The organism is Leuconostoc miyukkimchii, from assembly GCF_019656055.1.
GTDB lineage: Bacteria > Bacillota > Bacilli > Lactobacillales > Lactobacillaceae > Leuconostoc > Leuconostoc miyukkimchii.
This window is the reverse complement of record NZ_BPKY01000002.1, coordinates 130,094-151,566: the sequence shown is the minus strand read 5'-3', so window position 1 is coordinate 151,566 and position 21,473 is coordinate 130,094. Positions and strand designations below refer to the sequence as shown.

Sequence of the window (21,473 nt, the reverse complement as noted above, 5' to 3'; positions counted from 1 at the left end):
TAAGGAGCTATTTAACCATGAAAAAGACGAAAATCGTCTCAACACTTGGTCCGTCATCATCAGATGTCGAAACAATCGTAAAGTTGATTCAAGCGGGTGCTAATGTATTCCGTTTTAACTTCTCACACGGTGACCATGAAGAACATTTGGGCCGTATTAATGCAGTTCACGAAGCTGAAAAAATTACTGGTAAAACTGTTGGTATTTTGTTGGACACAAAGGGTGCAGAAATCCGTACAACAAAACAAGCTGATGGCAAGATTGAATTCCACACAGGCGACACATTGCGTATTGCAATGGACGAAAACCTTGAAGGTACAAAAGACAAAATTGCAGTAACATATGCAGGTTTGTTCGATGATGTTCAAGTTGGTGGACAAGTTTTGTTTGATGATGGTTTGCTTGGTACAACTGTTCTTGAAAAGGACGTTGCTAATCGTGAACTTGTTGTTCGTATTGATAATGATGGTATCTTGGGATCACGTAAGGGTGTTAACGCACCAGGTGTTTCAATTAACTTGCCTGGTATCACTGAAAAAGATGCTGATGACATCCGTTTTGGTTTGGATCATGAGATCAACTATATTGCTGCATCATTCGTTCGTAAGCCTGAAGACGTGCTCGAAATTCGTGCATTGTTGAAGGAAAAGAACATGGAACATGTTCAAATTATTCCTAAGATTGAGTCACAAGAAGGTATTGACAATCTTGACGCGATTTTGAAAGTTTCAGATGCCTTGATGGTCCCTCGTGGTGACATGGGTGTTGAAATTCCTGCCGAAAATGTGCCTTTGGTTCAAAAAGACATGATTCGTAAGATGAACAAAGCTGGATTGCCTGTTATTACAGCAACACAAATGCTTGATTCAATGGAAGAAAACCCACGTCCTACACGTGCCGAAGCTTCGGATGTTGCCAACGCCGTATTTGACGGTACTGATGCAACAATGTTATCAGGCGAATCAGCTAATGGTGATTATCCAGTTGAATCTGTTGCTACAATGGCTGCAATCAACGAAAAAGCTGAAACTTCATTACGTGAGAATGGCCGTCATCAAGAAATTCTATTTGATGAGTCAAGTGCAACTGAATCTGTTGCATCTGCTGTAACACGTATTTCACGTAGCGTTGGTGCTAAAGCTGTTGTTGTATCAACTAATTCAGGCTATACTGCACGTATGGTTTCAAAGCACCGTCCTGATGTTAATGTATTAGCTGTTACATACTCAGAACGTGTACAACGTGGTTTGACTTTGAATTATGGGGTTGTGCCTGTTGTTTACGATGCACCATCAACAATTGATGAAATGATCGCTTTGGCTAAAACAGCTGTTAAAGAACAAGGTTTGGCTAACTCAGGTGATACAATTGTTATTGCCGCTGGTGTACCAATGTCACAATCTGGTACAACAAACATGATTACTGTTCAAACAGTATAAATGGTATAATTTTATTTAATAGAATTTTCAAAAAGTACTTTTGAATAGTCAAGAGTACTTTTTTTATGTCTAAAAATCAAAAATCACCGTATGTTATAAAACCTGCCATAATTAAAACACTATAATTGGTCTAGCTGTTATGATTATTACATTGAAATGTGAAGGAGTAAGATTTTATGAACACAGGTGATTTAGCATGGGTGTTAATATCTTCAGCGTTAGTGTGGTTAATGACGCCTGGATTAGCACTTTTCTACGGTGGATTAGGTGAAAAGCGGAATTTATTGCATACAATGTTTGTACCAATCCTCATTATTGGTATTGCCACGTTAGTTTGGTTTATTGTTGGTTATTCGTTAGCCTTCGGTGGCAGTGGTAACGTAATTGGCAATCTAAATCATATGTTCATGACAAATGTATCTTTTACGCAATCAACTAAAGATTTAACGATTCCTGATGGCGCATTTGCTTTGTTCCAAGGTATGTTTCCAATCATAACGGCAGCTATTATTACTGGATCAGTTATTGGTCGTGTACGTATTAAAGCAATGATTGTATTTATAACGTTATGGTTGATCTTCATATACTCTCCATTAGCACATATGGTTTGGGGTGGCGGTATGCTGGCCAAACTTGGTGCGATTGATTTTGCTGGAGGTACTGTTGTTCATATTTCTAGTGGTGTAACAGGACTAGTTTTGGCCCTAATGATAGGTCATCGTCACCATGATAAGCATATCCCAGTTAGACCGTCATATGTCCTAATTGGTGGTGCCTTGCTTTGGGTAGGGTGGTTTGGATTTAATTCAGGGTCAGCATTAGCTGCGAATGGAACTGCTGTTTTAGCACTCGTTAATACATGGCTAGCTTCAGCCGTAAGCGTGCTAGCATGGGGCATAGCTGAATATAAGTTACTTGGTCGATCTACCTTAGCTGGGATCACAAGTGGTGGTGTGGCTGGATTAGTTGCAATCACACCAGCAGCAGGATTTGTGGCACCATGGGCAGCGGTCATCATGGGTCTAATAGCGGGTTTTGTTGGATTTTCAGCTATCACATTTGTAAAAAATAGTTTTGGATACGATGATACATTGGATGCCTTTGGCATTCACGGTATTGGTGGTGCTGTTGGTGCCATTTTGACCGCAGTGTTCGCAGATAAAAGTATTGGTGGCGTGGCTGGTGTAATTAATGGTGATTTGTCTTTGCTTTGGAAACAGATTGTAGCGATTTTATTTACAGTAGCATTTGCTGCAATCGGTACATTTGTTTTAGCCAAAATTACAGAATTAATCGCAGCACCACTTCGCTTAACACCAGCCGAAGAGGAAAGAGGGTATGATGACATTCTACATGATTTAACAGTTGAATGACGGGCATTAGCCCTTTTTTTGTGTTAAAATTAAAAGAAACAATATAAAGGGGATCTGTGATTTGTCAGCACAAATACAGCAAATTTTTAAATTTGAAAATGCAGAACAACAAACAAAATTAATTGGTGTTAATGATAATTTTCTGCGTTTGATAGAAGAAGGTTTGATAGTTCAGTTGCACGCACGTGGCGATCAAATGACTATTTCTGGGGATGAAGACAAGGTGCAGCTAGCAAAAGCTGTATTAAGTGAACTAACTGATTTAATAAAACATCAAATTAGCATTTCGGCAACGGATGTTGTTAGTGCGGTAACGATGGCGCAGCGTGGCACATTGGAATACTTTGGTGATTTGTACTCTGAAACACTCATCAGAGACAATAAGGGTCGTGCAGTTCGTGTCAAAAATTTTGGTCAACGGCAATATATTCAGTCAATTAGAAAAAGTGATATCACTTTTGGTATTGGTCCTGCTGGAACAGGAAAAACATATTTAGCTGTTGTTATGGCAATTTCATCACTTAAGCGTGGTGAAGTTGAGCGAATTATTATTACGCGACCAGCCGTTGAAGCAGGAGAATCCCTTGGATTTTTGCCTGGTGATTTGAAGGAAAAGGTTGATCCATATTTGCGACCCATTTATGATGCAATGAATGCAATAATTGGTGCAGAACATACGCAACGATTAATGGATCGCGGGGTTATCGAGATTGCACCATTAGCCTATATGCGCGGACGAACACTTGATGATGCCTTTATTATTTTAGATGAAGCACAAAATACAACTAATCAGCAAATGAAAATGTTTCTCACACGTCTTGGATTTGGATCAAAGATGATAGTGAATGGTGATATTTCTCAAATTGACTTACCACGCGGTGCTAAATCAGGTCTTATTGCTGCGCAACGGATTTTAAAAGCTGTTAATCGAATTTCATTTGTTAATTTCAGTAGTGCTGATGTTGTACGTCATCCAGTGGTTGGGTTAATAGTCAATGCATATGATGAAGCCGAGAAAAAAATTGCAGCTTTAAAAAAGGAGCAAAGTGATAATGGATTTAGCAATAATTGATCAAACAAAGGACAGTATAAGTCCGTATCATAAAGATTTAGTTAGAGCGATCCTGAATTTTGCGGGTACTACATTATCATTACCAGAAAATACAGAGATGTCTGTCACGTTTGTTAATAACGATGAAATTCAACGTTATAATCGTGAGTATCGTGGTGTCGACAAACCAACTGATGTCATTAGTTTTGCAATAGAGGAAGGCGATGATGTCTTCAATGTATCATCTGAGGATGATTGGGTAGTAGATATTGCTAAAAACATTGGTGACATCTTAGTTTCTGTCGATATTATTGCATCACAAGCCGAATATTTAGGTCATAGCTATGAACGTGAACTTGGTTTTTTGGTTGTGCATGGCTTTTTACATTTGAATGGTTATGACCACATGATTAATGATGCAGCGGAAAAAGAAATGTTTGATTTGCAACGAAAGATTTTGGATGATTATGGCCTCAAGAGATAGGGAACAAACAGAATTAGAAGGAATACCAGATCAAGAAAAGGCCCAGACTGCACGTAACGGTAATTTTTTTAAGGCTTTGCGTAATTCATTAAATGGTATTTGGATGATTTTGGTTCGTGAACGCAACATGAGAATTCATGTTGTGCTAGCGTTTTTGATACTCGTGGCAGGGCTACACTATGGTCTCTATCGTGCCGACTGGTTATGGGTAACAATGGCAATTTTCATTGTTATTCTTAGCGAATTTTTAAACACAATTATTGAAGCTGTGGTAGACTTAGTTGTTGAGAAAAAGTATCATCCGCTAGCAAAACTTGCCAAGGACGTTGCTGCGGGAGAAGTATTAGTTGCTGTGGGTGTTGAAATTATCATTTTATTAATCATATTTCAACCCTATGTATGGCGACAATTTGGTATTGTAACGAACTTTTCAGATTTACTGCATCAATTCCAATAGTAAATTAGTTGTATTATTATGTATGTAATGTGAATTTTTTGATTTATAAAATATTATTGCAAGAAATGGGGTTGATATTTGGCCCTTTTTAAAACAGGAGAAAGTCGACCTAGGCGTCGCATTTATTTATGACAGAAACACCTTTCAAATCAGGATTTGTTGCCATTATTGGCCGTCCAAATGTAGGAAAATCAACATTACTTAACCGTATCGTTGGTGAAAAAATTGCTATTATGTCTGATAAAGCACAGACAACACGTAATAAGATTCAAGGTATTTATACGACAGACAATGCGCAGGTTGTATTTATTGATACACCTGGTGTGCATAAACCACAGAATTCATTGGGTGATTTTATGGTTAAGTCTGCTTTTTCGGCGCTACACGAAGCAGATGCTATCTGGCTTGTTGTCGATGCTGCTATGCCACGTGGACGCGGTGATGATTATATCATTAATCGTTTAAAAGATATTAAAAATACACCAATTTATTTATTAATTAACAAGGTTGATCTAATTGCACCACAAGATTTATTAACTGTTATTGACAGTTACCAAGAAGATGCACCGCAATGGACTGAAGTTTTTCCTATTTCTGCCCGCGAGGGTGATAATGTACCGGAGTTGTTAGAAAACATTGTTGCTGGTCTTGAAGAAGGGCCACAATATTTTGATTCTGACCAGCTAACAGATCATCCAGAACGCTTCGTTATTGGCGAGTTAATTCGAGAGAAAGTATTACAATTAACGCGTCAAGAAGTACCGCATTCAGTTGCTGTAGTAATCGATAAAATTGCACGTGAAAATGAAGAAAAAATTCATATTCAGGCATCTATTATTGTGGAGCGACCAACTCAAAAAAATATTATTATTGGTAAACAAGGTGCGATGATTAAAGATATCGGGACACGCGCGCGTAAAGACATTGAGCGCTTGATGGGAGATAAAGTTTTCCTTGAAACGTGGGTCAAAGTTGAACCTCGCTGGCGTGATCGACCACAAGCATTACAAACTTTGGGCTATAGTGGAGACGACTATTAGTCAAAGTTCAACATTTTCACATCTTTAATCACCGATGAAGGTAAATAATGACAGTAATCAAAGGTGTTGTTCTATACGTTAGAAATTATAAAGATAATGACTTATTAGTTCGTATTCTCACAGAAACAAGTGGGCTGCGAACTTTTTTAGCAAGAGGAGCAAAAAAGCCGAAGTCACATTTAAGTGCGGCGATGCAGCCGTATGCTGTAGTGACATTTGATGGTGCATTTCCTAAAAAAGAGACAGGTTTAGGATATGTTAATGATGTTCAGCAGCTAACCATTTATCAAAGGTTGATTGATGATATTGAAGCAAATGCGTACGCTGCTTTAATCGCCAGTTTAATTGATGAAACTTTTGACGAAGGTGAGCCGCTTACACGCTGGTATAATCAGATTATTTTAGCATTTCGTAAAATTGATGAAGGGCTAGATCCACAAATTATTGCTAATATTTTTGAAATTCAATTATTGGTTCCTTTGGGTGTAGCACCAAATTGGCAAGCAGATCCGCTGAGTGGTCAATCAGATGGACGATTTGATTACTCAGAAAAATATAATGGTATTATTTCCGAAAACCATTATGATTTAGATGATCATCGATTAATGTTAGATCAAAAAACAGTTTTTTATTTAAGACAGTTTAGTGTTATAGATCTCAGAAGAGTTAATCAGATAAAAATGTCATCTACTACAAAAAGAGGTTTGCAGCGTGTTATAGATCATATTTATGAAAACCAAGTTGGCTTAAAGCCACGTGCAAAAAAATTCATTGAACAAATGCATTCATGGCAAAATACACTAAAAAATTTCAGGCAATAGAAGAGAGAATATTATGACAATTAAAAAGATCCTAGTTTTGCATACGGGCGGTACAATTTCAATGCATGAGGACCAAGATGGTGATGTCGAAACGGGACTAGAAAATCCATTAACCGGCGTTAAAACAACGTTACCAAATGTTGATTTAACTGTCGAAAGTATTTTTAACTTACCAAGTGAGCATATTGGCCCAGTTCATATGTTGCAATTGCAACGCCGTATTTTGGATGCAGAGGATAATTTTGATGGTGTTGTGATTACACATGGTACGGATACGTTAGAAGAAACATCATTTTTTCTAGATAGTACATTATCTGTGGACTTCCCGATTGTGATGACAGGCGCTATGCGATCCTCAAATGAATTAGGATCAGATGGTATCTACAATTATCAATCAGCATTACGTGTTGCAGTAAACGATGGTTCACGTAACCGTGGCGTATTAGTAGTAATGAATGATGAAATTCATGCAGCACGATTTGTAACAAAAACTCATACGACTAATGTCGCAACATTTGGTTCGCCAATTAGTGGAACGATGGGACTTTTAACGAAGCGTCAAGTGATATACTTTTACAATTTACCACATCGACATGTGTTGCCGATAACTGATGTTCAAAAAACGATACCTGTTCTGAAAGCATATGCTGGGATGGATGGGCAGTTATTGGAGCTACTTGCTGCATCACATATTGATGGTTTAGTGATTGAGGCGCTGGGAGCTGGTAATTTATCCAGAGAGGCTGCGACTGGTGTTTTATATCTCTTGTCCCGTCACATACCTGTAGTGATTGTTTCAAGAAGCTTTAATGGTGTTGCTGAACCTGTCTATGATTACTTAGGTGGCGGTGTACAATTGGAAAGAGATGGAGCCATTTTTGCAACAAGCATCAATGGTCAAAAAGCACGTTTAAAACTATTAATTGGATTAAATAATCAGCTCAGTGATAATGATCTCTATGATTATTTACACCAATTGTAAAAATAAAAAACAATGTTTGAACCTAGAAGTAGGCTCAAACATTGTTTTTTATTTATTTTTAAAGATGTTGTTATAAATAGCTTTTACTGCTTGGTCAGCTAAATCAGGTTGAATTCCAAGCATAATTGAGATTTCGCTAGAGCCTTGATTGACCATCTGTAAACTAATACCATGTTCTTTCAATGGTGATACAATTTCTGTTAGTGCACCAATACGATTTCGCATGCCTTCTCCAACAACCATGATAATACCGTAACTTGGTATCCATTTTAAGGTATCCGGTTTAATATCTGCAGCTATATCAGCTAACATGCCGTCAACTTGTTCTTGTGACAGACTTGTTTTGTCGAAAATAATTGTTAAATCGTCAATGCCAGAGGGCATATGCTCATAAGAAATATTGTGGCGTTTTAAAATTTCTAAAATTCGTAATGTAAATCCTACAGCTTTGTTTAAAAGATAGCGATGTATGTATAAAGCTGCAAAACGGTTAGAGCTAGCAATACCAGTCACGGGTGCTGACTGCTGGACTTCTGTTGGTGGTACGATAAATGTACCAGGAGCATCAGGTTCATTGGTATTTTTAATATTGATTCGAATACCACCCTGAATAGCTGGGATAATGGCTTCGTCATGGAAAACAGCAAATCCCGCATATGAAAGCTCCCGCATTTCGTCATATGTCATTTGTTTAATTGCTGCTGGATTATCAATGATTGTAGGATTAACCGCGTAAATAGCACTGACATCTGTGAAGTTTTCATACAAATCAGCACTTAAACCACGAGACAAAATGGCACCAGTGATGTCAGAGCCGCCTCTAGAAAAAGTTGCCATGTCACCGTTTTTTGTATAACCAAAGAAACCAGGAACAATAAGACGTTCACTCGTACTGAGGTCGAGTTGAGCAATTGTCGTATATGACTTGACATCAAAATTAGCGGATCGTGCATTTTCATCTACTAATAAGCCCAATTCCTTTGGATCAACGAATCGTGCGGGTACGCCAAGATGACTAAATACTTTTGCTACAAGTTGAGCATTTAAATATTCACCATGTGCTGCAAATGCAGCATAAAGATAATCAAATGAGCGGTAGTGTTTTGTTGAAAGGTGATCAATTTGTTCATCAAGGTCAGCTAGTTCGTATGCTGGTAATTTGAAATATGTACCGATAGCATGATAACGATTTTTAATTGTTTCAACAATTTCTGATGCATCGGTGTCTTCTACGGTTGCTTTTGCGTAAGCTAATAGTAAGTCTGTAACTTTTGTGTCATCTTTAAACCGTTTTCCTGGTGCGGATACAACGACTATTTTACGATCTTCGTCTGATTGTATAATATCAAAAACACGTTGTAGTTGTCGTCCATCAGCGAGTGATGAACCGCCAAACTTTGAAACTTTCATACTTATTTTTCTTCTTTCATAATTGTTAGACCATTGAAGTCCTGTTGGAGACGATGTATTTGACCGGGCAAATTGGCTTTGGATAACGCTAATAGTAAATCAGTTGACTGATTTTTTGGCACAATAGTGATAATTGTTGGACCTGCTCCCGATAAATAGGTGCCAGTAATATCTAAATCATGTGCTATGCGACGAATCACTGCTAAATGTGGCACAAGATCAGCTCGGGCAGTTTCATGAAAATGGTCTTGTTCTATTAATTCCCGTGCGGTTACGAAATCATCAGCATAGAGCGCAGCAATCAAAGTATTGCTAATCGCACTGGCAGCAACACTTTCTTTAAATGACAAGTTCTGTGGTAATGCAGCACGCGCTGCAGAAGTTAATAATTTATAATTAGGAATAAATGTTATAAAATCAACAAAATCGGGTAATTTGAGCGGTGCGTGATAGAGTCTTAAACCGTCATAGTAGGCAGCAATACCGCCACCAAATAAAGCAGGTGCGACATTATCAGGATGTCCTTCAAGTTTTGTTGCATGCTCTAATAGTAGTTCATCAGATAATTTCAAATCAGCTAAAACATTGGCCATTGCCAATCCAGCCAAGAGAGCAGATGACGAGGATCCTAAACCACGAGCAAGTGGAATATCTGATTTAACAATGATGTGGTGTGGTGTGATGTTGGGTGCTAGTGAGAGCGCTGTTTTAACGATGAAGTGTGTCGCATCATGTGGCATTGCATTTTCAAAATCATGATCTACAACCCAAAAGTTAGTTTCTTCGTGAATTTCTAAAGTTAAATAGAGGTTTAGCGCAACACCTAGAGAATCAAAACCTGGACCAATGTTTGCACTTGTAGCAGGAACTATAATTTTAATCATGAGAATAATTTATACTCCGCAGCTAGATTGATACCATCAGCATTGCGGATGGTTGTTTTAATGACGTTTAATTGTGCATCGCTTGCTGGATGTGTTAGCGCAACCATTCGTGCCGTGCCGTTAGCAGCTGGTGTCTGTTTTAAGTCTGTAAAACTAATTTTTGCTGCAGCAAACATCCCAGTAACGGAATACATCGCACCAGGTGTGTCATCAACTTCAACAACGATAAATCGGCGTGCGATTCTTTGTGAGGGCTTTGCCAAGTCGAGATCTTGATTGAATGAGTTAAAAGGATGTCCAGGTGTATTTAACGCTAAGTCAGTGGCAACATTTGTTAAATCACTTAAAACTGAGTTAGCAGTTGGCATTTCACCTGCACCTGGACCATATAACATGACTTCGCCAACTGACTCACCATTAACAAGCACCGCATTGTTTTCGTTATGGACAGTCGCTAACGGGTGACTAAATGGTACAAGTTGAGGCGATACTTCGATACTAATTGCTTCTTTGGTATCACCCACGCGTTGGGCAACGCCTAACAATTTAATAGCATAGCCAAAGGCGTTTGCATCAGCAATATCAGCGTCTGTCACGTTTGCAATACCAGTAATAGCTAAATCACCTAAAACAGGTTGCACGCCAAAAGCAAAGTTGGATAAGATAATTAATTTGTAAGCCGCATCAAAGCCTTCGACATCATTTGTTGGGTCTGATTCGGCAAAGCCCATATCTTGTGCTAATTTTAAGGCATTGGCGTATGCTAAATTGTTAGTCGTCATTTGTGTCAAAATAAAATTACTCGTACCGTTAATGATACCGGCAACGCGAGAAATTTCATCTGCTGTGAAACTCGTTGACAATGTACGTAGTATTGGAATGCCACCCGCGACTGCAGCTTCGAAGAACAGGTCAACACCATTAGTTTCTGCAATGGTTACGAGTTCTTGACCACGGCTGGCAATAAGGTCTTTATTTGCTGTGACCACATGTTTTTTTGCATTTAGCGCGCGTTTTATAATATCGTAAGCCTGATCTAATGTACCCATGACTTCAACAACAATTTGAATATCAGGATTATTTAAGATATCTGTTGCATTATCTGTAATGGGGAAATTTTGAATAAACCCTGTACGTTCTTTATTCAAATTATGAACAACGGCGTGCTTAACGCTGAGTCGAGAACCTGTTCGTTTTGTAATTTGATCGGCATTTTCTTGTAAGATTTTAACGACGCCACTGCCAACTGTGCCTAAGCCAAAGAGTCCAATTCCAATATCCATAATCCATTCCTTCAATCAGTTATTCCTATAATTTTATCATTATTATTCATAATTTTGTAGTTATTTGTTATAATTTAATGAAAAGCTATGGATAAAAGGAAGTTGCATACATGAAATATATTTCTACACGTGGACAGGCGCCAGCAGTAACAGCAAGTCAGGCGATTCTAAATGGTATTGCACCTGATGGTGGACTGTACGTACCAGAGCACTGGCCAAACCTAGCCCTTGACTGGTCAACACTTCGAACGCAAACATACTCAGATTTGGCGACATTGATTTTTGACGCCTTTTTTGATGATTTTAGTGTGTCTGAAATTGATCATATCATCAACAAGGCTTATGGTGAACAATGGACAACAGAAGATATTGTTTCGCTTCACAATGAGGATGATTTGACTTATATTGAATTATTTCATGGCCCCACACTCGCATTTAAAGACATTGCATTGCAGGCGTTACCACATTTAATGACAGCTGCTGCCAAAAAACAAGCAATTAATGATAAAATTGTTATTTTAACAGCAACTTCTGGGGATACAGGTACAGCTGCAATGAGTGGGTTTGGTCACGTGGATCAAACGGAAATTGTTGTTTTTTACCCTGAAGAGGGCGTCAGTGATATTCAAAAACAGCAAATGCAGAGTGAAGCTGCAGAAAATGCACATGTTATCGCAATTACTGGCAATTTTGACGATGCACAAAAAGCAGTTAAAACTTTGCTTTCTGATAAGGCATTAGCCCATGATTTAGATGCTAAAAACATGCGTTTCTCATCAGCGAATTCAATTAATATTGGGCGCTTAGTGCCACAAATTGTGTATTATATATATGCATATGCGCAGCTTGTTAAATCAGAAAGAATTAAACCAGGAGAGGAAATTAACATTGTTGTACCAACTGGTAATTTTGGTAATGTGTTGGCAGCTTATTATGCAAGTCAGATTGGTTTGCCTGTTAAGCAGTTTGTGGTTGCTTCAAATGAAAACAATGTATTAACTGATTTTTTCACAACAGGTAAGTACAATAGCAAGCGTGATTTTAAGGTCACTAATGCGCCAGCTATGGATATTTTAGTATCCAGTAACCTAGAAAGATTATTGTACTTTGCTAGTGGACAAAATAGTACTGAAATTCGAGAATATATGACTTCTTTGGCTGAAAAAGGCGAGTATGTCTTAAAAACTGACACGCGTGACAAGTTAAATAAATTTACTGCGGGCTTCGCGTCACAAGAACAGGTATTGCAAACAATTAAACATTCTCGAGACACAACTGATTATACAATCGACCCACATACAGCTGTAGGACGTTATGTATATGAAAAAATAGCTGTGTCTGGTCCGACACTTATTGCGGCAACAGCTAGTCCGTACAAATTTTCCCAAACAGTGTTACAGGCGTTAAATATTTCACCTAAATCAGGTCATGATGCGCTCGAACAACTTGCTGAAGCAACGTCAACAGCTATTCCAAATCAAATTAGTGAGTTATTTGATAAACCTGTTTTGCACAAGCAATTAATAGATGCTAAGCAAATTTTGACGACGCTGCGTCATGAAATTTTGTAAAATACAAACTATATCATCTATTTTTAAAAAATATTCGTAATAATCCGTATAATTTATCTAGAAATCAATGTTAAATACGTTATACTTAACTTATTAATGTATTAGGAGAAGAACATGTCATTTAAAGAACACGACCCCGAAGTCTGGAGCGCTATTCAACAAGAAGGTGCTCGTCAAAATCGCACGATTGAATTGATTGCCTCAGAAAACTTTGCCTCACAAAGCGTTCGCGCCGCACAAGGCTCTGTTTTAACAAATAAGTATGCCGAAGGTTATCCATACAAGCGTTACTATGGTGGCACAGAATATGTCGATGTCGTGGAGCAACTTGCTATTGATCGTTTAAAAGAACTCTTTGGAGCAGAATATGCTAATGTGCAGCCACATTCTGGTTCACAAGCAAATGCAGCAGCCTATATGGCTTTCTTGAAGCCAGGAGACAAAATTCTTGGTATGAATTTAGATGCCGGTGGGCATCTTACTCATGGGGCCAAAGTGTCCTTTTCGGGTAAGATATATGATTCTTACACGTATGGTCTGAATCCTGAAACAGAGCAACTGGATTATGATGAAATTGCTCGTCAAGCACGTGAAGTTAAGCCACAATTAATTGTAGCTGGTGCATCTGCCTACTCACGTATTATTGATTTTACTAAATTCCGTGAAATTGCCGATGAGGTTGGTGCTTATTTGATGGTTGATATGGCACATATTGCCGGGTTGGTCGCAGCTGGGTTACATCCTAATCCTGTTGGTATTGCTGATGTTGTGACATCAACAACACATAAAACATTACGCGGACCACGTGGTGGTGTTATCTTATCTCAGGAAAAGTATGCTAAAAAGTTGAATTCTGCCATTTTCCCTGGCTCGCAGGGTGGACCATTAGAACATGTTATCGCAGGTAAAGCAATTGCGTTTGGCGAAGCCTTGCAACCAGAGTTTAAGTTATATGCAGCGCAAGTTATTAAAAATGCCCAAGCTATGGCAGATGTTTTTAACAGTACTGAAGATATTCGTGTTGTTGCTGGTGGCACAGATAACCACTTGTTTAACTTAGATTTAACAAAGACTGGTCTCAATGGTAAGCAAACACAAGAGTTGTTGGATACTGTGTCCATTACAACCAACAAAGAGGCATTACCAAATGAAACATTGAGTCCATTTGTCACTTCTGGTATTCGTATTGGAACACCAGCAATCACAACGCGTGGATTTAAAGAAGCTGATGCCCGAAAAGTTGCTGAATTAATTGTCACTGCCATTCATAATTATGAGGATCCAAAAATACTAAAAGATGTTAAGCAACAGGCCGAGGCTTTGGCTATGACACATTTATTTGAATGATGACCCAGGCCGACTTTTTCTATAATTGAAAGGGAAAATATGCTGCATAAGGATGTGGTGCGTCTTGAACAAAAAAAGCGTCTAAATCAATATAGTGGTTCAAGTAGGTTACAAGAAGAGGCACAATTACGTGAATTATTATTTGCTTCAGTACAGTGGCATAATGCTCAAGTTATTGCTGTTGTACTGAGTACGGCTATGGAATTAAACACGCAACCAATTATTACACGTGCGTGGGCAGAAAATAAGCAGATAGTCGTTCCTAAAATTATAAATAAGCAAATGATATTTGTTGAATTTAAATCAGATTCCGAATTAAGAACTGGGCAGCTGAATATTAAAGAGCCGGTAAGCAATCAGACTGTTGACAGTGATGCCATTGATTTAGCAATTGTACCGGGATTGGCGTTTACTAAGCATGGAAGCCGATTAGGGTATGGCGCTGGCTACTATGACCGATTCCTTGTTAATTTTAAAGGTGAGACTGTGTCGTTAGCTTTAAATATACAACTGCTAGAATCATTACCAATGGAACCACATGACCAAAAGGTAGCTAAGATTTTGAATCAAAATAATACTTAAAGTATATCGCGCACTACAAATAAAAATCCAATAACCTAGACAATATGTCTGGTTGTTGGATTTTTTGCTTCAAAGAAATATTAACGTCTAGTCAACTAATGGTAATATGTTAACAATAGCAATACGGTCACTATCGTCATTTTTTAAACGCGATATAATTTCATTATAACGTCGTTCTGATAAGGGTTCTTTCTTATCAAATTCAAGTATACGATTGTCTATATGATTACTTGTGCTAGGATATTGTTCAATGCGATAGATAATCAATAACTTTTTATATGCAAAGGGCTGAACGAGCATACCATCTAAATGTTCTTCAACTTGTTCTGTGGTTTGGTTAGCGATACTGTTTTCAAAGGCTTGCTTGCTTTTCTTAAATAATACCATTATTTCATCTCCGTATTTTGGTTAAAGTATGATGTTAATCCGCGAACAATTAATTTGGATACATCTTTTTGATATTTAGCTGTTCTAATGTATTTAAAATTAGAAGGATTATTAATGTAACCTAATTCGAGCAACGTTGCTGGTCGGCTGACTCTATCTAAAACAACATATTGCGCCTTATCCATGCCACGATTGCCAATTGGTAAATCGTTAAGCGCGCTATTAAGAGCTGTAGTCAGTGGCTTACCGTTTTGATGATAGTAGTATTGAGAAACACCACTGGCTGATGTTGCGCCATTTTCATTACCAGCATGATCAAAATGAATTGAAATTTGTGCATCTGCCTGATATTTTTCAGCTAATCGGGGAATATGTAGTAACGGAATAAGGACATCTTTGTCGCGAGTCATAAATACACGTGCACCCTGTTCTTGTAATGCATTTCTTATGTGTCGCGCGGTACGTAGTGTATATGTTTTTTCGAAAAATTTTCCGTTGGCAGAGGATGAACCATTATCACCGGACAAACCATTGTATTCTTGACCTGGTTTACCGCCGTGTCCAGGATCCAAAATAATTGTTGATTCACTAATAGCAGTCGCGGTACGCAGTGCGTTTGATTCAGCGACCCAGCCAGCGACCCAGCCGATTTTTTCGTTATCAGTGCGTCTGACTTGATACCAACCACGTGTTTTTTTTAGAATAATAAGGTTCGTGCCACGCTTAAGTGCGGCTGTAGATTTGTATTGTCGACCTGGTCCTTGGCGAAACTGTACATTGTTTGGTCTTGTTGTGATTTTGTTCTTATTAACTAGAGAGAAAACTAATCCAAATGTTGTGATTAAAACGAAAATAGTGATTCCTACACCAATTAAATTGCTTAATAGCCATTTTTTAATCATGTTATACCTGCGTAACGATTTTATGTGTATAAATATTGTAACATATAACAACATGTCCTTTATCCTAAAAAATGTTACAATGATACTATGACATAGCAACGATAGTGTGTTATGAATATACTTAAAAGGGTAAAAAGGTAGAACATAATGTCAAAAGTTATGGCGGTAAACGCCGGCAGCTCATCACTTAAATTTCAATTGTTGGAGATGCCTGAAGAGACGGTATTGATGCAAGGAATTATTGAGCGTATCGGACAAGATAATGCTGAAATTTCGATTAAATACGGTAAAGATATCGAACCAAAGCGTTTGATTGGTGCTGAAGAGGGAAATATCACACTCACAAAAGACGGTGGTCAAAAGTTTGAACATGAGATGCCAATCAAAAACCATGATCAAGCAATTAATCTTTTGTTGCAAAAATTGACTGATTTGGGCATTGTGAAAGATTTCAATGAAATCACAGGTGTTGGTCATCGTGTTGTTGCTGGTGGTGAATGGTTTAACCATTCAGTTGTTGTTAATGACGAAGTATTGACAAAAATTGATCGATTAGCTGATTATGCACCTTTACATAACCCTGCAAACGCTATGGGTATTCGTGCCTTCCAAAAATTGTTGCCTGATGCGCTTTCAGTTGCTGTATTTGACACTTCTTTCCATCAAACTATGCCAGAAAAGAACTATCTGTATAGTATACCTTATGAATATTATGCACGTTATGGTGCACGTAAATATGGTGCACATGGCACATCACATCGCTATGTCACTGAACGTGCAGCTAAAAAATTAGGCATTCCATTGGATGAATTTAATGCTATTTCATTCCATTTGGGTGCGGGTGCTTCTATTACAGCTATCAAAAATGGTAAGTCATATGATACTTCAATGGGATTCACACCATTAGCTGGCTTAACAATGGCTACACGTTCAGGTGATGTTGACCCATCATTAGTTTATTATATTCAAGAACGTGAAGGTCTTACAAATGAAGAAATGTTATCAGTATTGAATAAAAAATCTGGTTTACTGGGCATTTCAACTATTTCAAATGACATGCGTGACTTAGAAGAAGTTCAAGAAACAAACACACATGCAAAGTTAGCACTTGATATATTCTACGATCGTGTTATCCGATATGCTGGTCAATATTTTGCAGAACTTGGTCGTGTGGATGCCATTATTTTCACAGCCGGTATTGGAGAAAATGATATTGTAACACGTGCAAAAGTGTTAGAGGCCTTGTCATTTGCTGGTGTAAAGCTTGACGTTGAAGCAAACAAAGTCCGAGGAAAAGAAACACTATTGACTACGGCAGATTCAACCGTTGCTGGCTTATTAATTCCAACAAATGAAGAATTAATGATTGCACGCGATGTTGAAGCTTTACGTTAATAGATTGAAATAATGGCTGAATATTGTTGTTTTTATAACAATATTTTAGCCAGGCTCTCAAAGTATGTGAATTATGAATGCTCAATCAAGTAACCATAACATGGGTACTTGATTTTTTTATTGTAGTTCATAGCAAATAAAAAGCAACTAGCTGTTTATCAACTAGTTGCTTTTTGCGTATTATGAAATTACTTTTAGTTGTCCACGGACCTCTGCCAATGAATGATAACCTTTTTCTGTCAAGATTTCTCTGAGTTCGTTTTCTAACCGTTCAAACACTTCGATACCTTCAATAGCTAATTGAGAACCGACTTCAACCAAGTCAGCGCCACACAGAATATGTTCATATACATCACGACCAGTTGTAACGCCACCTGTACCAATAATTTTAATGTCTTCGTTTAATCGTTGTCTTAAGGCACGCACATTAGCCAGTGCAGTTGCTTTAACCAAAGTACCACCAATACCACCAAATCCATCCTTTGGCTTGATGACGACAGTATCTGTAGCTTCGTCAATGACTAAGCCATTACCAATCGAGTTAATTGTATTCACAAACGCCAAAGGGAATTTGTTTAAAATACTGGCAATCATGTCGAAATGAACGATATCGAAATATGGTGGCAATTTAACACCTAAAGGTTTCTTGAAAAATGAAAAAACATCAGTTAATATTTCTTCCGTTGTCTCAAAATCATAGGCAGTTTGTGGTTTTCCGGGTACGTTAGGGCATGACAGGTTTAATTCGATAAGACCTGCAAAATCAGAATCTTGTAATTGATGCAGCATGTTGATATTTTCAGATTTAGATAAGCCGCCAATAGAAAAGAAAATCGGTTTCTCAGTCGCTTTAGTCGCTACATAATTCATGTAATAATCAAAACCTTCATTAGGTAGTCCCATTGAATTAATTGTACCTAATCCATTTTTGAGTTCATAGTATCGGGGTGAAGGATTCCCTTTACGATTGGCTAGCGTTGCAGATTTTGTAACGACTGATCCTGTGTGTTTTGATGCTAAAACAGTGTCAATTTCAGCAGTTGTCTGGCACATCACACCAGCAGCGTTCAGTAACACATGATCAAAGTTGTAGCTCTGTATATTAGCTGTAAGTTGCATGACTAGTCTCCTGTGACTAAAATGTCCTCTTGTGACATATTTATCTTAGTATAACAAAAAAATAAGCCGATAAAAAGGACGAATATTGGGTATAATGGGAATATGAAACAATTTAGAGTAGAAAATTTAAAAAGTACATATGGTGAAAAAGTGTTGTTTAATGACATCTCTTTTTTAATTACAGAAGGCGATCGCATTGGCTTGATTGGGGTTAATGGATCCGGGAAAACTTCTTTGCTCAATGCAATCTCTCAGATTAATCCGGCTGATTCTGGTAAAATTGTGAAACAAAATGACTATAGCATTGGTTATTTAAAACAAAATCCAGATTTGGATGATAACGCTTTGGTCATGGATGCTATTTTATCTGGCGAGCAACCAGTTTTTCAAACAATTCGGAAATATCAATATGCATTAGAACAGTTTGGAAAAAATCCGACAGATGTCCAAGTTGCACAAAAATTTGAGGATGCACAAAATGCAATGGACAGAGATGAGGCGTGGACCACAGAAGCTCAAATTAAAGCCATTTTAACACAGTTGCACATGCCTAAATTACAACGTAAAATTAGTGAATTGTCGGGCGGTCAGCGGAAACGTGTCGGGTTAGCTCAAGTATTAATTGAGGCGCCGGACTTACTAATTTTGGACGAGCCCACCAACCATTTAGACTTTGACTCTATTACATGGTTAGAAAAATATTTGGCAAATTATCATGGCGCTGTCATGGCAGTTACACACGATCGTTATTTCTTAGATGCAGTTACAACGCGCATCTTTGAATTATCATTTGGTGACCTTTATGAATATAAGGGCAACTATCAGGATTATATGATTGGTAAGTCTCAACGTGTTGAGCAAAGTAAAATTGCTGAACATAAGCAACAACAACTTTATAAACAAGAGTTAGCGTGGATGCGCAAATCAGCACGAGCACGTACAACGAAACAAACAGCACGAGAAAATGCTTTTTCAGAGCTTGAATCGCAAATGGGTAGCTTAAAGTTGGATGACGATGTGACAGTTAGTTTAGGTCAACAACGTTTGGGCAAAAAAGTCATTGTTATTGAACATGCTGGGATTAAATTTGATAATAATACGATTTTAAATGATTTTAATTTACGTGTTGCTGCTGGTGATCGTATTGGTATTACAGGTGAAAATGGTGCTGGTAAATCAACATTTCTTAATGCCATTGCTGGGCGAATACCATTAACAACTGGAATAATAGAGTTAGGTGAAACTGTTAAAATAGCTTATTACACTCAGGAAACCGAAGACATACCCGATGATAAGCGTGTCATTAGTTACTTATCAGATGTTGCGGAATCTGTGACAGATAAGAATGGTAATCAAGTGAGTGTGTCTGAATTGCTCGAACAATTTCTGTTTCCACCATTTATGCATGGTACGCTGATTCGACAACTATCAGGTGGTGAAAAAAGGCGACTTTATTTACTAAAATTGCTACTACAACAACCTAATGTATTGTTGCTTGATGAACCAACTAATGATTTAGATATTGGTACATTGACTGTATTGGAAGACTTCTTGTCTGGCTTTGCTGGCGCAGTAATAACAGTATCGCATGATCGCTACTTTTTAGATAAAGTTGCCAATCAAATATACATGTTTCAGGGTAATGGTGTTGTTGATCGTTATGATGGTTTATTTAGTCAGTATTTAGCTTTGCACGCTGATGACAAACAGAATGTTATTGAAAAAGTAAACGTTGAAAAGAAAAAAACACTCACAGTACAAAAGAAAAAGCTCACTTATAATGAGAAAAAGGAGTGGGCAACAATTGAAGATGAGATTTCACAGCTCGAAGATAGGATTGCTGCTATACCAAATGAAATGGCTGAAAATGGCACGGATTATGTTAAATTAGGTTTGCTCCAAAAAGAACTGGATGAGCTTGAATCACAACTTGATGAAAAAATGAATCGGTGGGAATATTTAAGTGAAATTGCGGAAGGTTGAGTGGTGTTTTTAAATTACTGATGGTTTTAATTTTTTTGTGACGCATTCTGTCATCAAACGTATTATTTTCTGAGGAGAATAATATGAATTTACAACAACAATTACTCGCTATTCGTCTGACAAGTGGCATTGGTATCGCAACAGAAACCCGTATCATTAAACTTATAGATAATGCCAGTTTACCGACTTGTTATCCATGGCCACTAGATTTGATATTGCATATAAGCAATGATAGCAAGTACCGTCAGATTCAAGCAACATATGATATGGCTCTAGAAAAGGCACAAGGTATTGAAGAAAAATACATTACTTACTATGATCACGCATATCCACAGCGCTTACGAGAAATATATCAGCCACCATTAATATTGTTTTATGAAGGTCATTTAGAGGCTTTGAATTTACCAAGCCTATCAGTTGTGGGAACACGATCGGCTACTTCGTATGGTATGAATAGTTTACGTTACTTATTGCCATCTGTTGTCAACGCTGGTATTGCTATTGTATCAGGCTTAGCACAAGGAATCGATGTCATGTCTCACCAGATTACTTTTGCAAATAGTGGTGTTCCAATTGCTGTTGTTGGTACAGGGACCGATGTTGTGTATCCTAGACGCAATGCCTCTTTGCAAAGTCAAATTGCAAAACAAGGCTTGATACTGAGTGAATATTTACCTGGCACAGGACCACACCGTGCGCACTTTCCTGCTCGAAACCGCATTATTGCTGGATTGTCTTCGGCAACTCTAGTGATTGAGGCCAAGATGAAATCGGGTAGTTTAATTACTGCCAATTCAGCATTACAAAACAATCGTGATGTTTTATCAATACCTGGATCAATTTTCTCACAAGAGTCACAAGGTACAAACGAATTGTTGAGTTTAGGTGCAAAAACAGTGACAAAATCGCAAGATATTATAGAAAGTGTCCAATTACTTGGTACAATCTGATATGCTGTATAAT

General features: G+C 37.8%; 20 protein-coding genes. 14 read left to right on the top strand and 6 right to left on the bottom strand.

Features of this window, described 5'->3' with window-relative positions; translation table 11 throughout:
• The first annotated feature begins 17 nt into the window (after positions 1–17).
• From pyk to K5Q13_RS03095, 8 genes are all read left to right on the top strand, one after another.
• Positions 18–1,439, top strand: coding sequence for a pyruvate kinase (gene pyk, locus K5Q13_RS03130; protein WP_220739818.1), 1,422 nt, complete (start codon positions 18–20; stop codon positions 1,437–1,439).
• Positions 1,440–1,615: 176 nt separating this feature from the next.
• The gene (locus tag K5Q13_RS03125; protein WP_220739816.1) at positions 1,616–2,812 is read left to right on the top strand and encodes an ammonium transporter; all 1,197 of its coding nucleotides are present in this window, start codon (positions 1,616–1,618) and stop codon (positions 2,810–2,812) included.
• 61 nt (positions 2,813–2,873) lie between these two features.
• Positions 2,874–3,884 (top strand): PhoH family protein, encoded by a 1,011-nt coding sequence (locus tag K5Q13_RS03120; RefSeq protein ID WP_220739814.1) that lies wholly within the window; start codon positions 2,874–2,876, stop codon positions 3,882–3,884.
• Complete coding sequence (ybeY, locus tag K5Q13_RS03115; protein WP_220739811.1) at positions 3,865–4,347, top strand: rRNA maturation RNase YbeY; 483 nt, start codon at positions 3,865–3,867, stop codon at positions 4,345–4,347. The genes K5Q13_RS03120 and ybeY overlap by 20 nt, the downstream gene beginning before the upstream one ends.
• Positions 4,331–4,804 carry a diacylglycerol kinase family protein gene (locus K5Q13_RS03110; RefSeq protein ID WP_220739809.1) on the top strand — a complete coding sequence of 158 codons (474 nt, stop codon included), beginning with the start codon at positions 4,331–4,333 and terminating at the stop codon, positions 4,802–4,804. Before ybeY ends, K5Q13_RS03110 begins: the two co-directional genes overlap by 17 nt.
• A 128-nt stretch (positions 4,805–4,932) precedes the next feature.
• Positions 4,933–5,844: a GTPase Era gene (era, locus tag K5Q13_RS03105; RefSeq protein ID WP_220739807.1), complete on the top strand. Its 912-nt coding sequence runs from the start codon at positions 4,933–4,935 to the stop codon at positions 5,842–5,844.
• Between the two features lie 47 nt (positions 5,845–5,891).
• Positions 5,892–6,665: a DNA repair protein RecO gene (gene recO, locus K5Q13_RS03100; RefSeq protein ID WP_220739805.1), complete on the top strand. Its 774-nt coding sequence runs from the start codon at positions 5,892–5,894 to the stop codon at positions 6,663–6,665.
• 13 nt (positions 6,666–6,678) lie between these two features.
• Positions 6,679–7,647: an asparaginase gene (locus K5Q13_RS03095; protein WP_281420485.1), complete on the top strand. Its 969-nt coding sequence runs from the start codon at positions 6,679–6,681 to the stop codon at positions 7,645–7,647.
• A 48-nt stretch (positions 7,648–7,695) separates the two neighbouring features.
• Here K5Q13_RS03095 and K5Q13_RS03090 read toward each other — a convergent pair whose 3' ends face one another.
• Genes K5Q13_RS03090 through K5Q13_RS03080 form a run of 3 tightly spaced genes read right to left on the bottom strand, consistent with a single transcriptional unit; the run spans position 7,696 to position 11,224 of the window.
• On the bottom strand, positions 7,696–9,057 hold the full coding sequence (locus tag K5Q13_RS03090) for an aspartate kinase (protein WP_220739803.1): 1,362 nt from the start codon (positions 9,055–9,057) through the stop codon (positions 7,696–7,698).
• Positions 9,058–9,059: 2 nt separating this feature from the next.
• Positions 9,060–9,941 carry a homoserine kinase gene (gene thrB / locus K5Q13_RS03085; protein ID WP_220739802.1) on the bottom strand — a complete coding sequence of 294 codons (882 nt, stop codon included), beginning with the start codon at positions 9,939–9,941 and terminating at the stop codon, positions 9,060–9,062.
• A complete protein-coding gene (locus K5Q13_RS03080) occupies positions 9,938–11,224 on the bottom strand; it encodes a homoserine dehydrogenase (RefSeq protein ID WP_220739799.1) in 1,287 nt (428 codons plus the stop codon). Before K5Q13_RS03080 ends, thrB begins: the two co-directional genes overlap by 4 nt.
• Before the next feature lie 110 nt (positions 11,225–11,334).
• Here K5Q13_RS03080 and thrC point away from each other — a divergent pair, with 110 nt between their 5' ends.
• From thrC to K5Q13_RS03065, 3 genes are all read left to right on the top strand, one after another.
• Positions 11,335–12,795 carry a threonine synthase gene (thrC, locus tag K5Q13_RS03075; RefSeq protein WP_220739797.1) on the top strand — a complete coding sequence of 487 codons (1,461 nt, stop codon included), beginning with the start codon at positions 11,335–11,337 and terminating at the stop codon, positions 12,793–12,795.
• Positions 12,796–12,909: 114 nt separating this feature from the next.
• On the top strand, positions 12,910–14,142 hold the full coding sequence (glyA, locus tag K5Q13_RS03070) for a serine hydroxymethyltransferase (protein WP_220739794.1): 1,233 nt from the start codon (positions 12,910–12,912) through the stop codon (positions 14,140–14,142).
• A 39-nt stretch (positions 14,143–14,181) separates the two neighbouring features.
• The gene (locus tag K5Q13_RS03065; protein ID WP_220739792.1) at positions 14,182–14,724 is read left to right on the top strand and encodes a 5-formyltetrahydrofolate cyclo-ligase; all 543 of its coding nucleotides are present in this window, start codon (positions 14,182–14,184) and stop codon (positions 14,722–14,724) included.
• An 87-nt stretch (positions 14,725–14,811) separates the two neighbouring features.
• Here the strand turns inward: K5Q13_RS03065 and K5Q13_RS03060 are convergent, their stop codons facing one another.
• Both K5Q13_RS03060 and K5Q13_RS03055 read right to left on the bottom strand, forming a co-directional pair.
• Positions 14,812–15,111: a hypothetical protein gene (locus K5Q13_RS03060; RefSeq protein WP_220739790.1), complete on the bottom strand. Its 300-nt coding sequence runs from the start codon at positions 15,109–15,111 to the stop codon at positions 14,812–14,814.
• Positions 15,111–16,013, bottom strand: coding sequence for an N-acetylmuramoyl-L-alanine amidase family protein (locus tag K5Q13_RS03055; RefSeq protein ID WP_220739788.1), 903 nt, complete (start codon positions 16,011–16,013; stop codon positions 15,111–15,113). Before K5Q13_RS03055 ends, K5Q13_RS03060 begins: the two co-directional genes overlap by 1 nt.
• Positions 16,014–16,160: 147 nt before the next feature.
• Here K5Q13_RS03055 and K5Q13_RS03050 point away from each other — a divergent pair, with 147 nt between their 5' ends.
• Complete coding sequence (locus K5Q13_RS03050; protein WP_220739786.1) at positions 16,161–17,408, top strand: acetate/propionate family kinase; 1,248 nt, start codon at positions 16,161–16,163, stop codon at positions 17,406–17,408.
• 180 nt (positions 17,409–17,588) lie between these two features.
• On the opposite strand, the gene K5Q13_RS03045 is transcribed toward K5Q13_RS03050, so the two are convergent.
• The gene (locus K5Q13_RS03045) at positions 17,589–18,527 is read right to left on the bottom strand and encodes a dihydroorotate oxidase (protein WP_220739783.1); all 939 of its coding nucleotides are present in this window, start codon (positions 18,525–18,527) and stop codon (positions 17,589–17,591) included.
• Positions 18,528–18,629: 102 nt separating this feature from the next.
• Here K5Q13_RS03045 and K5Q13_RS03040 point away from each other — a divergent pair, with 102 nt between their 5' ends.
• Positions 18,630–20,510, top strand: a complete 1,881-nt coding sequence (locus tag K5Q13_RS03040; protein ID WP_220739781.1) for an ABC-F family ATP-binding cassette domain-containing protein — start codon at positions 18,630–18,632, stop codon at positions 20,508–20,510.
• Positions 20,511–20,593: 83 nt separating this feature from the next.
• Positions 20,594–21,460: a DNA-processing protein DprA gene (dprA, locus tag K5Q13_RS03035; protein ID WP_220739779.1), complete on the top strand. Its 867-nt coding sequence runs from the start codon at positions 20,594–20,596 to the stop codon at positions 21,458–21,460.
• Positions 21,461–21,473 lie beyond the last annotated feature (13 nt).

Bases quoted from the DNA above. Each gene is read 5' to 3' on its own strand.
- K5Q13_RS03060 (WP_220739790.1), bottom strand. From the start codon at position 15,111: ATGGTATTATTTAAGAAAAGCAAGCAAGCCTTTGAAAACAGTATCGCT.
- K5Q13_RS03125 (WP_220739816.1), top strand. From the start codon at position 1,616: ATGAACACAGGTGATTTAGCATGGGTGTTAATATCTTCAGCGTTAGTG.
- K5Q13_RS03040 (WP_220739781.1), top strand. From the start codon at position 18,630: ATGAAACAATTTAGAGTAGAAAATTTAAAAAGTACATATGGTGAAAAA.
- thrB (WP_220739802.1), bottom strand. From the start codon at position 9,941: ATGATTAAAATTATAGTTCCTGCTACAAGTGCAAACATTGGTCCAGGT.
- K5Q13_RS03055 (WP_220739788.1), bottom strand. From the start codon at position 16,013: ATGATTAAAAAATGGCTATTAAGCAATTTAATTGGTGTAGGAATCACT.
- recO (WP_220739805.1), top strand. From the start codon at position 5,892: ATGACAGTAATCAAAGGTGTTGTTCTATACGTTAGAAATTATAAAGAT.
- K5Q13_RS03110 (WP_220739809.1), top strand. From the start codon at position 4,331: ATGGCCTCAAGAGATAGGGAACAAACAGAATTAGAAGGAATACCAGAT.
- pyk (WP_220739818.1), top strand. From the start codon at position 18: ATGAAAAAGACGAAAATCGTCTCAACACTTGGTCCGTCATCATCAGAT.
- ybeY (WP_220739811.1), top strand. From the start codon at position 3,865: ATGGATTTAGCAATAATTGATCAAACAAAGGACAGTATAAGTCCGTAT.
- K5Q13_RS03050 (WP_220739786.1), top strand. From the start codon at position 16,161: ATGTCAAAAGTTATGGCGGTAAACGCCGGCAGCTCATCACTTAAATTT.
- thrC (WP_220739797.1), top strand. From the start codon at position 11,335: ATGAAATATATTTCTACACGTGGACAGGCGCCAGCAGTAACAGCAAGT.
- K5Q13_RS03045 (WP_220739783.1), bottom strand. From the start codon at position 18,527: ATGCAACTTACAGCTAATATACAGAGCTACAACTTTGATCATGTGTTA.
- K5Q13_RS03090 (WP_220739803.1), bottom strand. From the start codon at position 9,057: ATGAAAGTTTCAAAGTTTGGCGGTTCATCACTCGCTGATGGACGACAA.
- glyA (WP_220739794.1), top strand. From the start codon at position 12,910: ATGTCATTTAAAGAACACGACCCCGAAGTCTGGAGCGCTATTCAACAA.
- K5Q13_RS03065 (WP_220739792.1), top strand. From the start codon at position 14,182: ATGCTGCATAAGGATGTGGTGCGTCTTGAACAAAAAAAGCGTCTAAAT.
- K5Q13_RS03095 (WP_281420485.1), top strand. From the start codon at position 6,679: ATGACAATTAAAAAGATCCTAGTTTTGCATACGGGCGGTACAATTTCA.
- era (WP_220739807.1), top strand. From the start codon at position 4,933: ATGACAGAAACACCTTTCAAATCAGGATTTGTTGCCATTATTGGCCGT.
- K5Q13_RS03080 (WP_220739799.1), bottom strand. From the start codon at position 11,224: ATGGATATTGGAATTGGACTCTTTGGCTTAGGCACAGTTGGCAGTGGC.
- dprA (WP_220739779.1), top strand. From the start codon at position 20,594: ATGAATTTACAACAACAATTACTCGCTATTCGTCTGACAAGTGGCATT.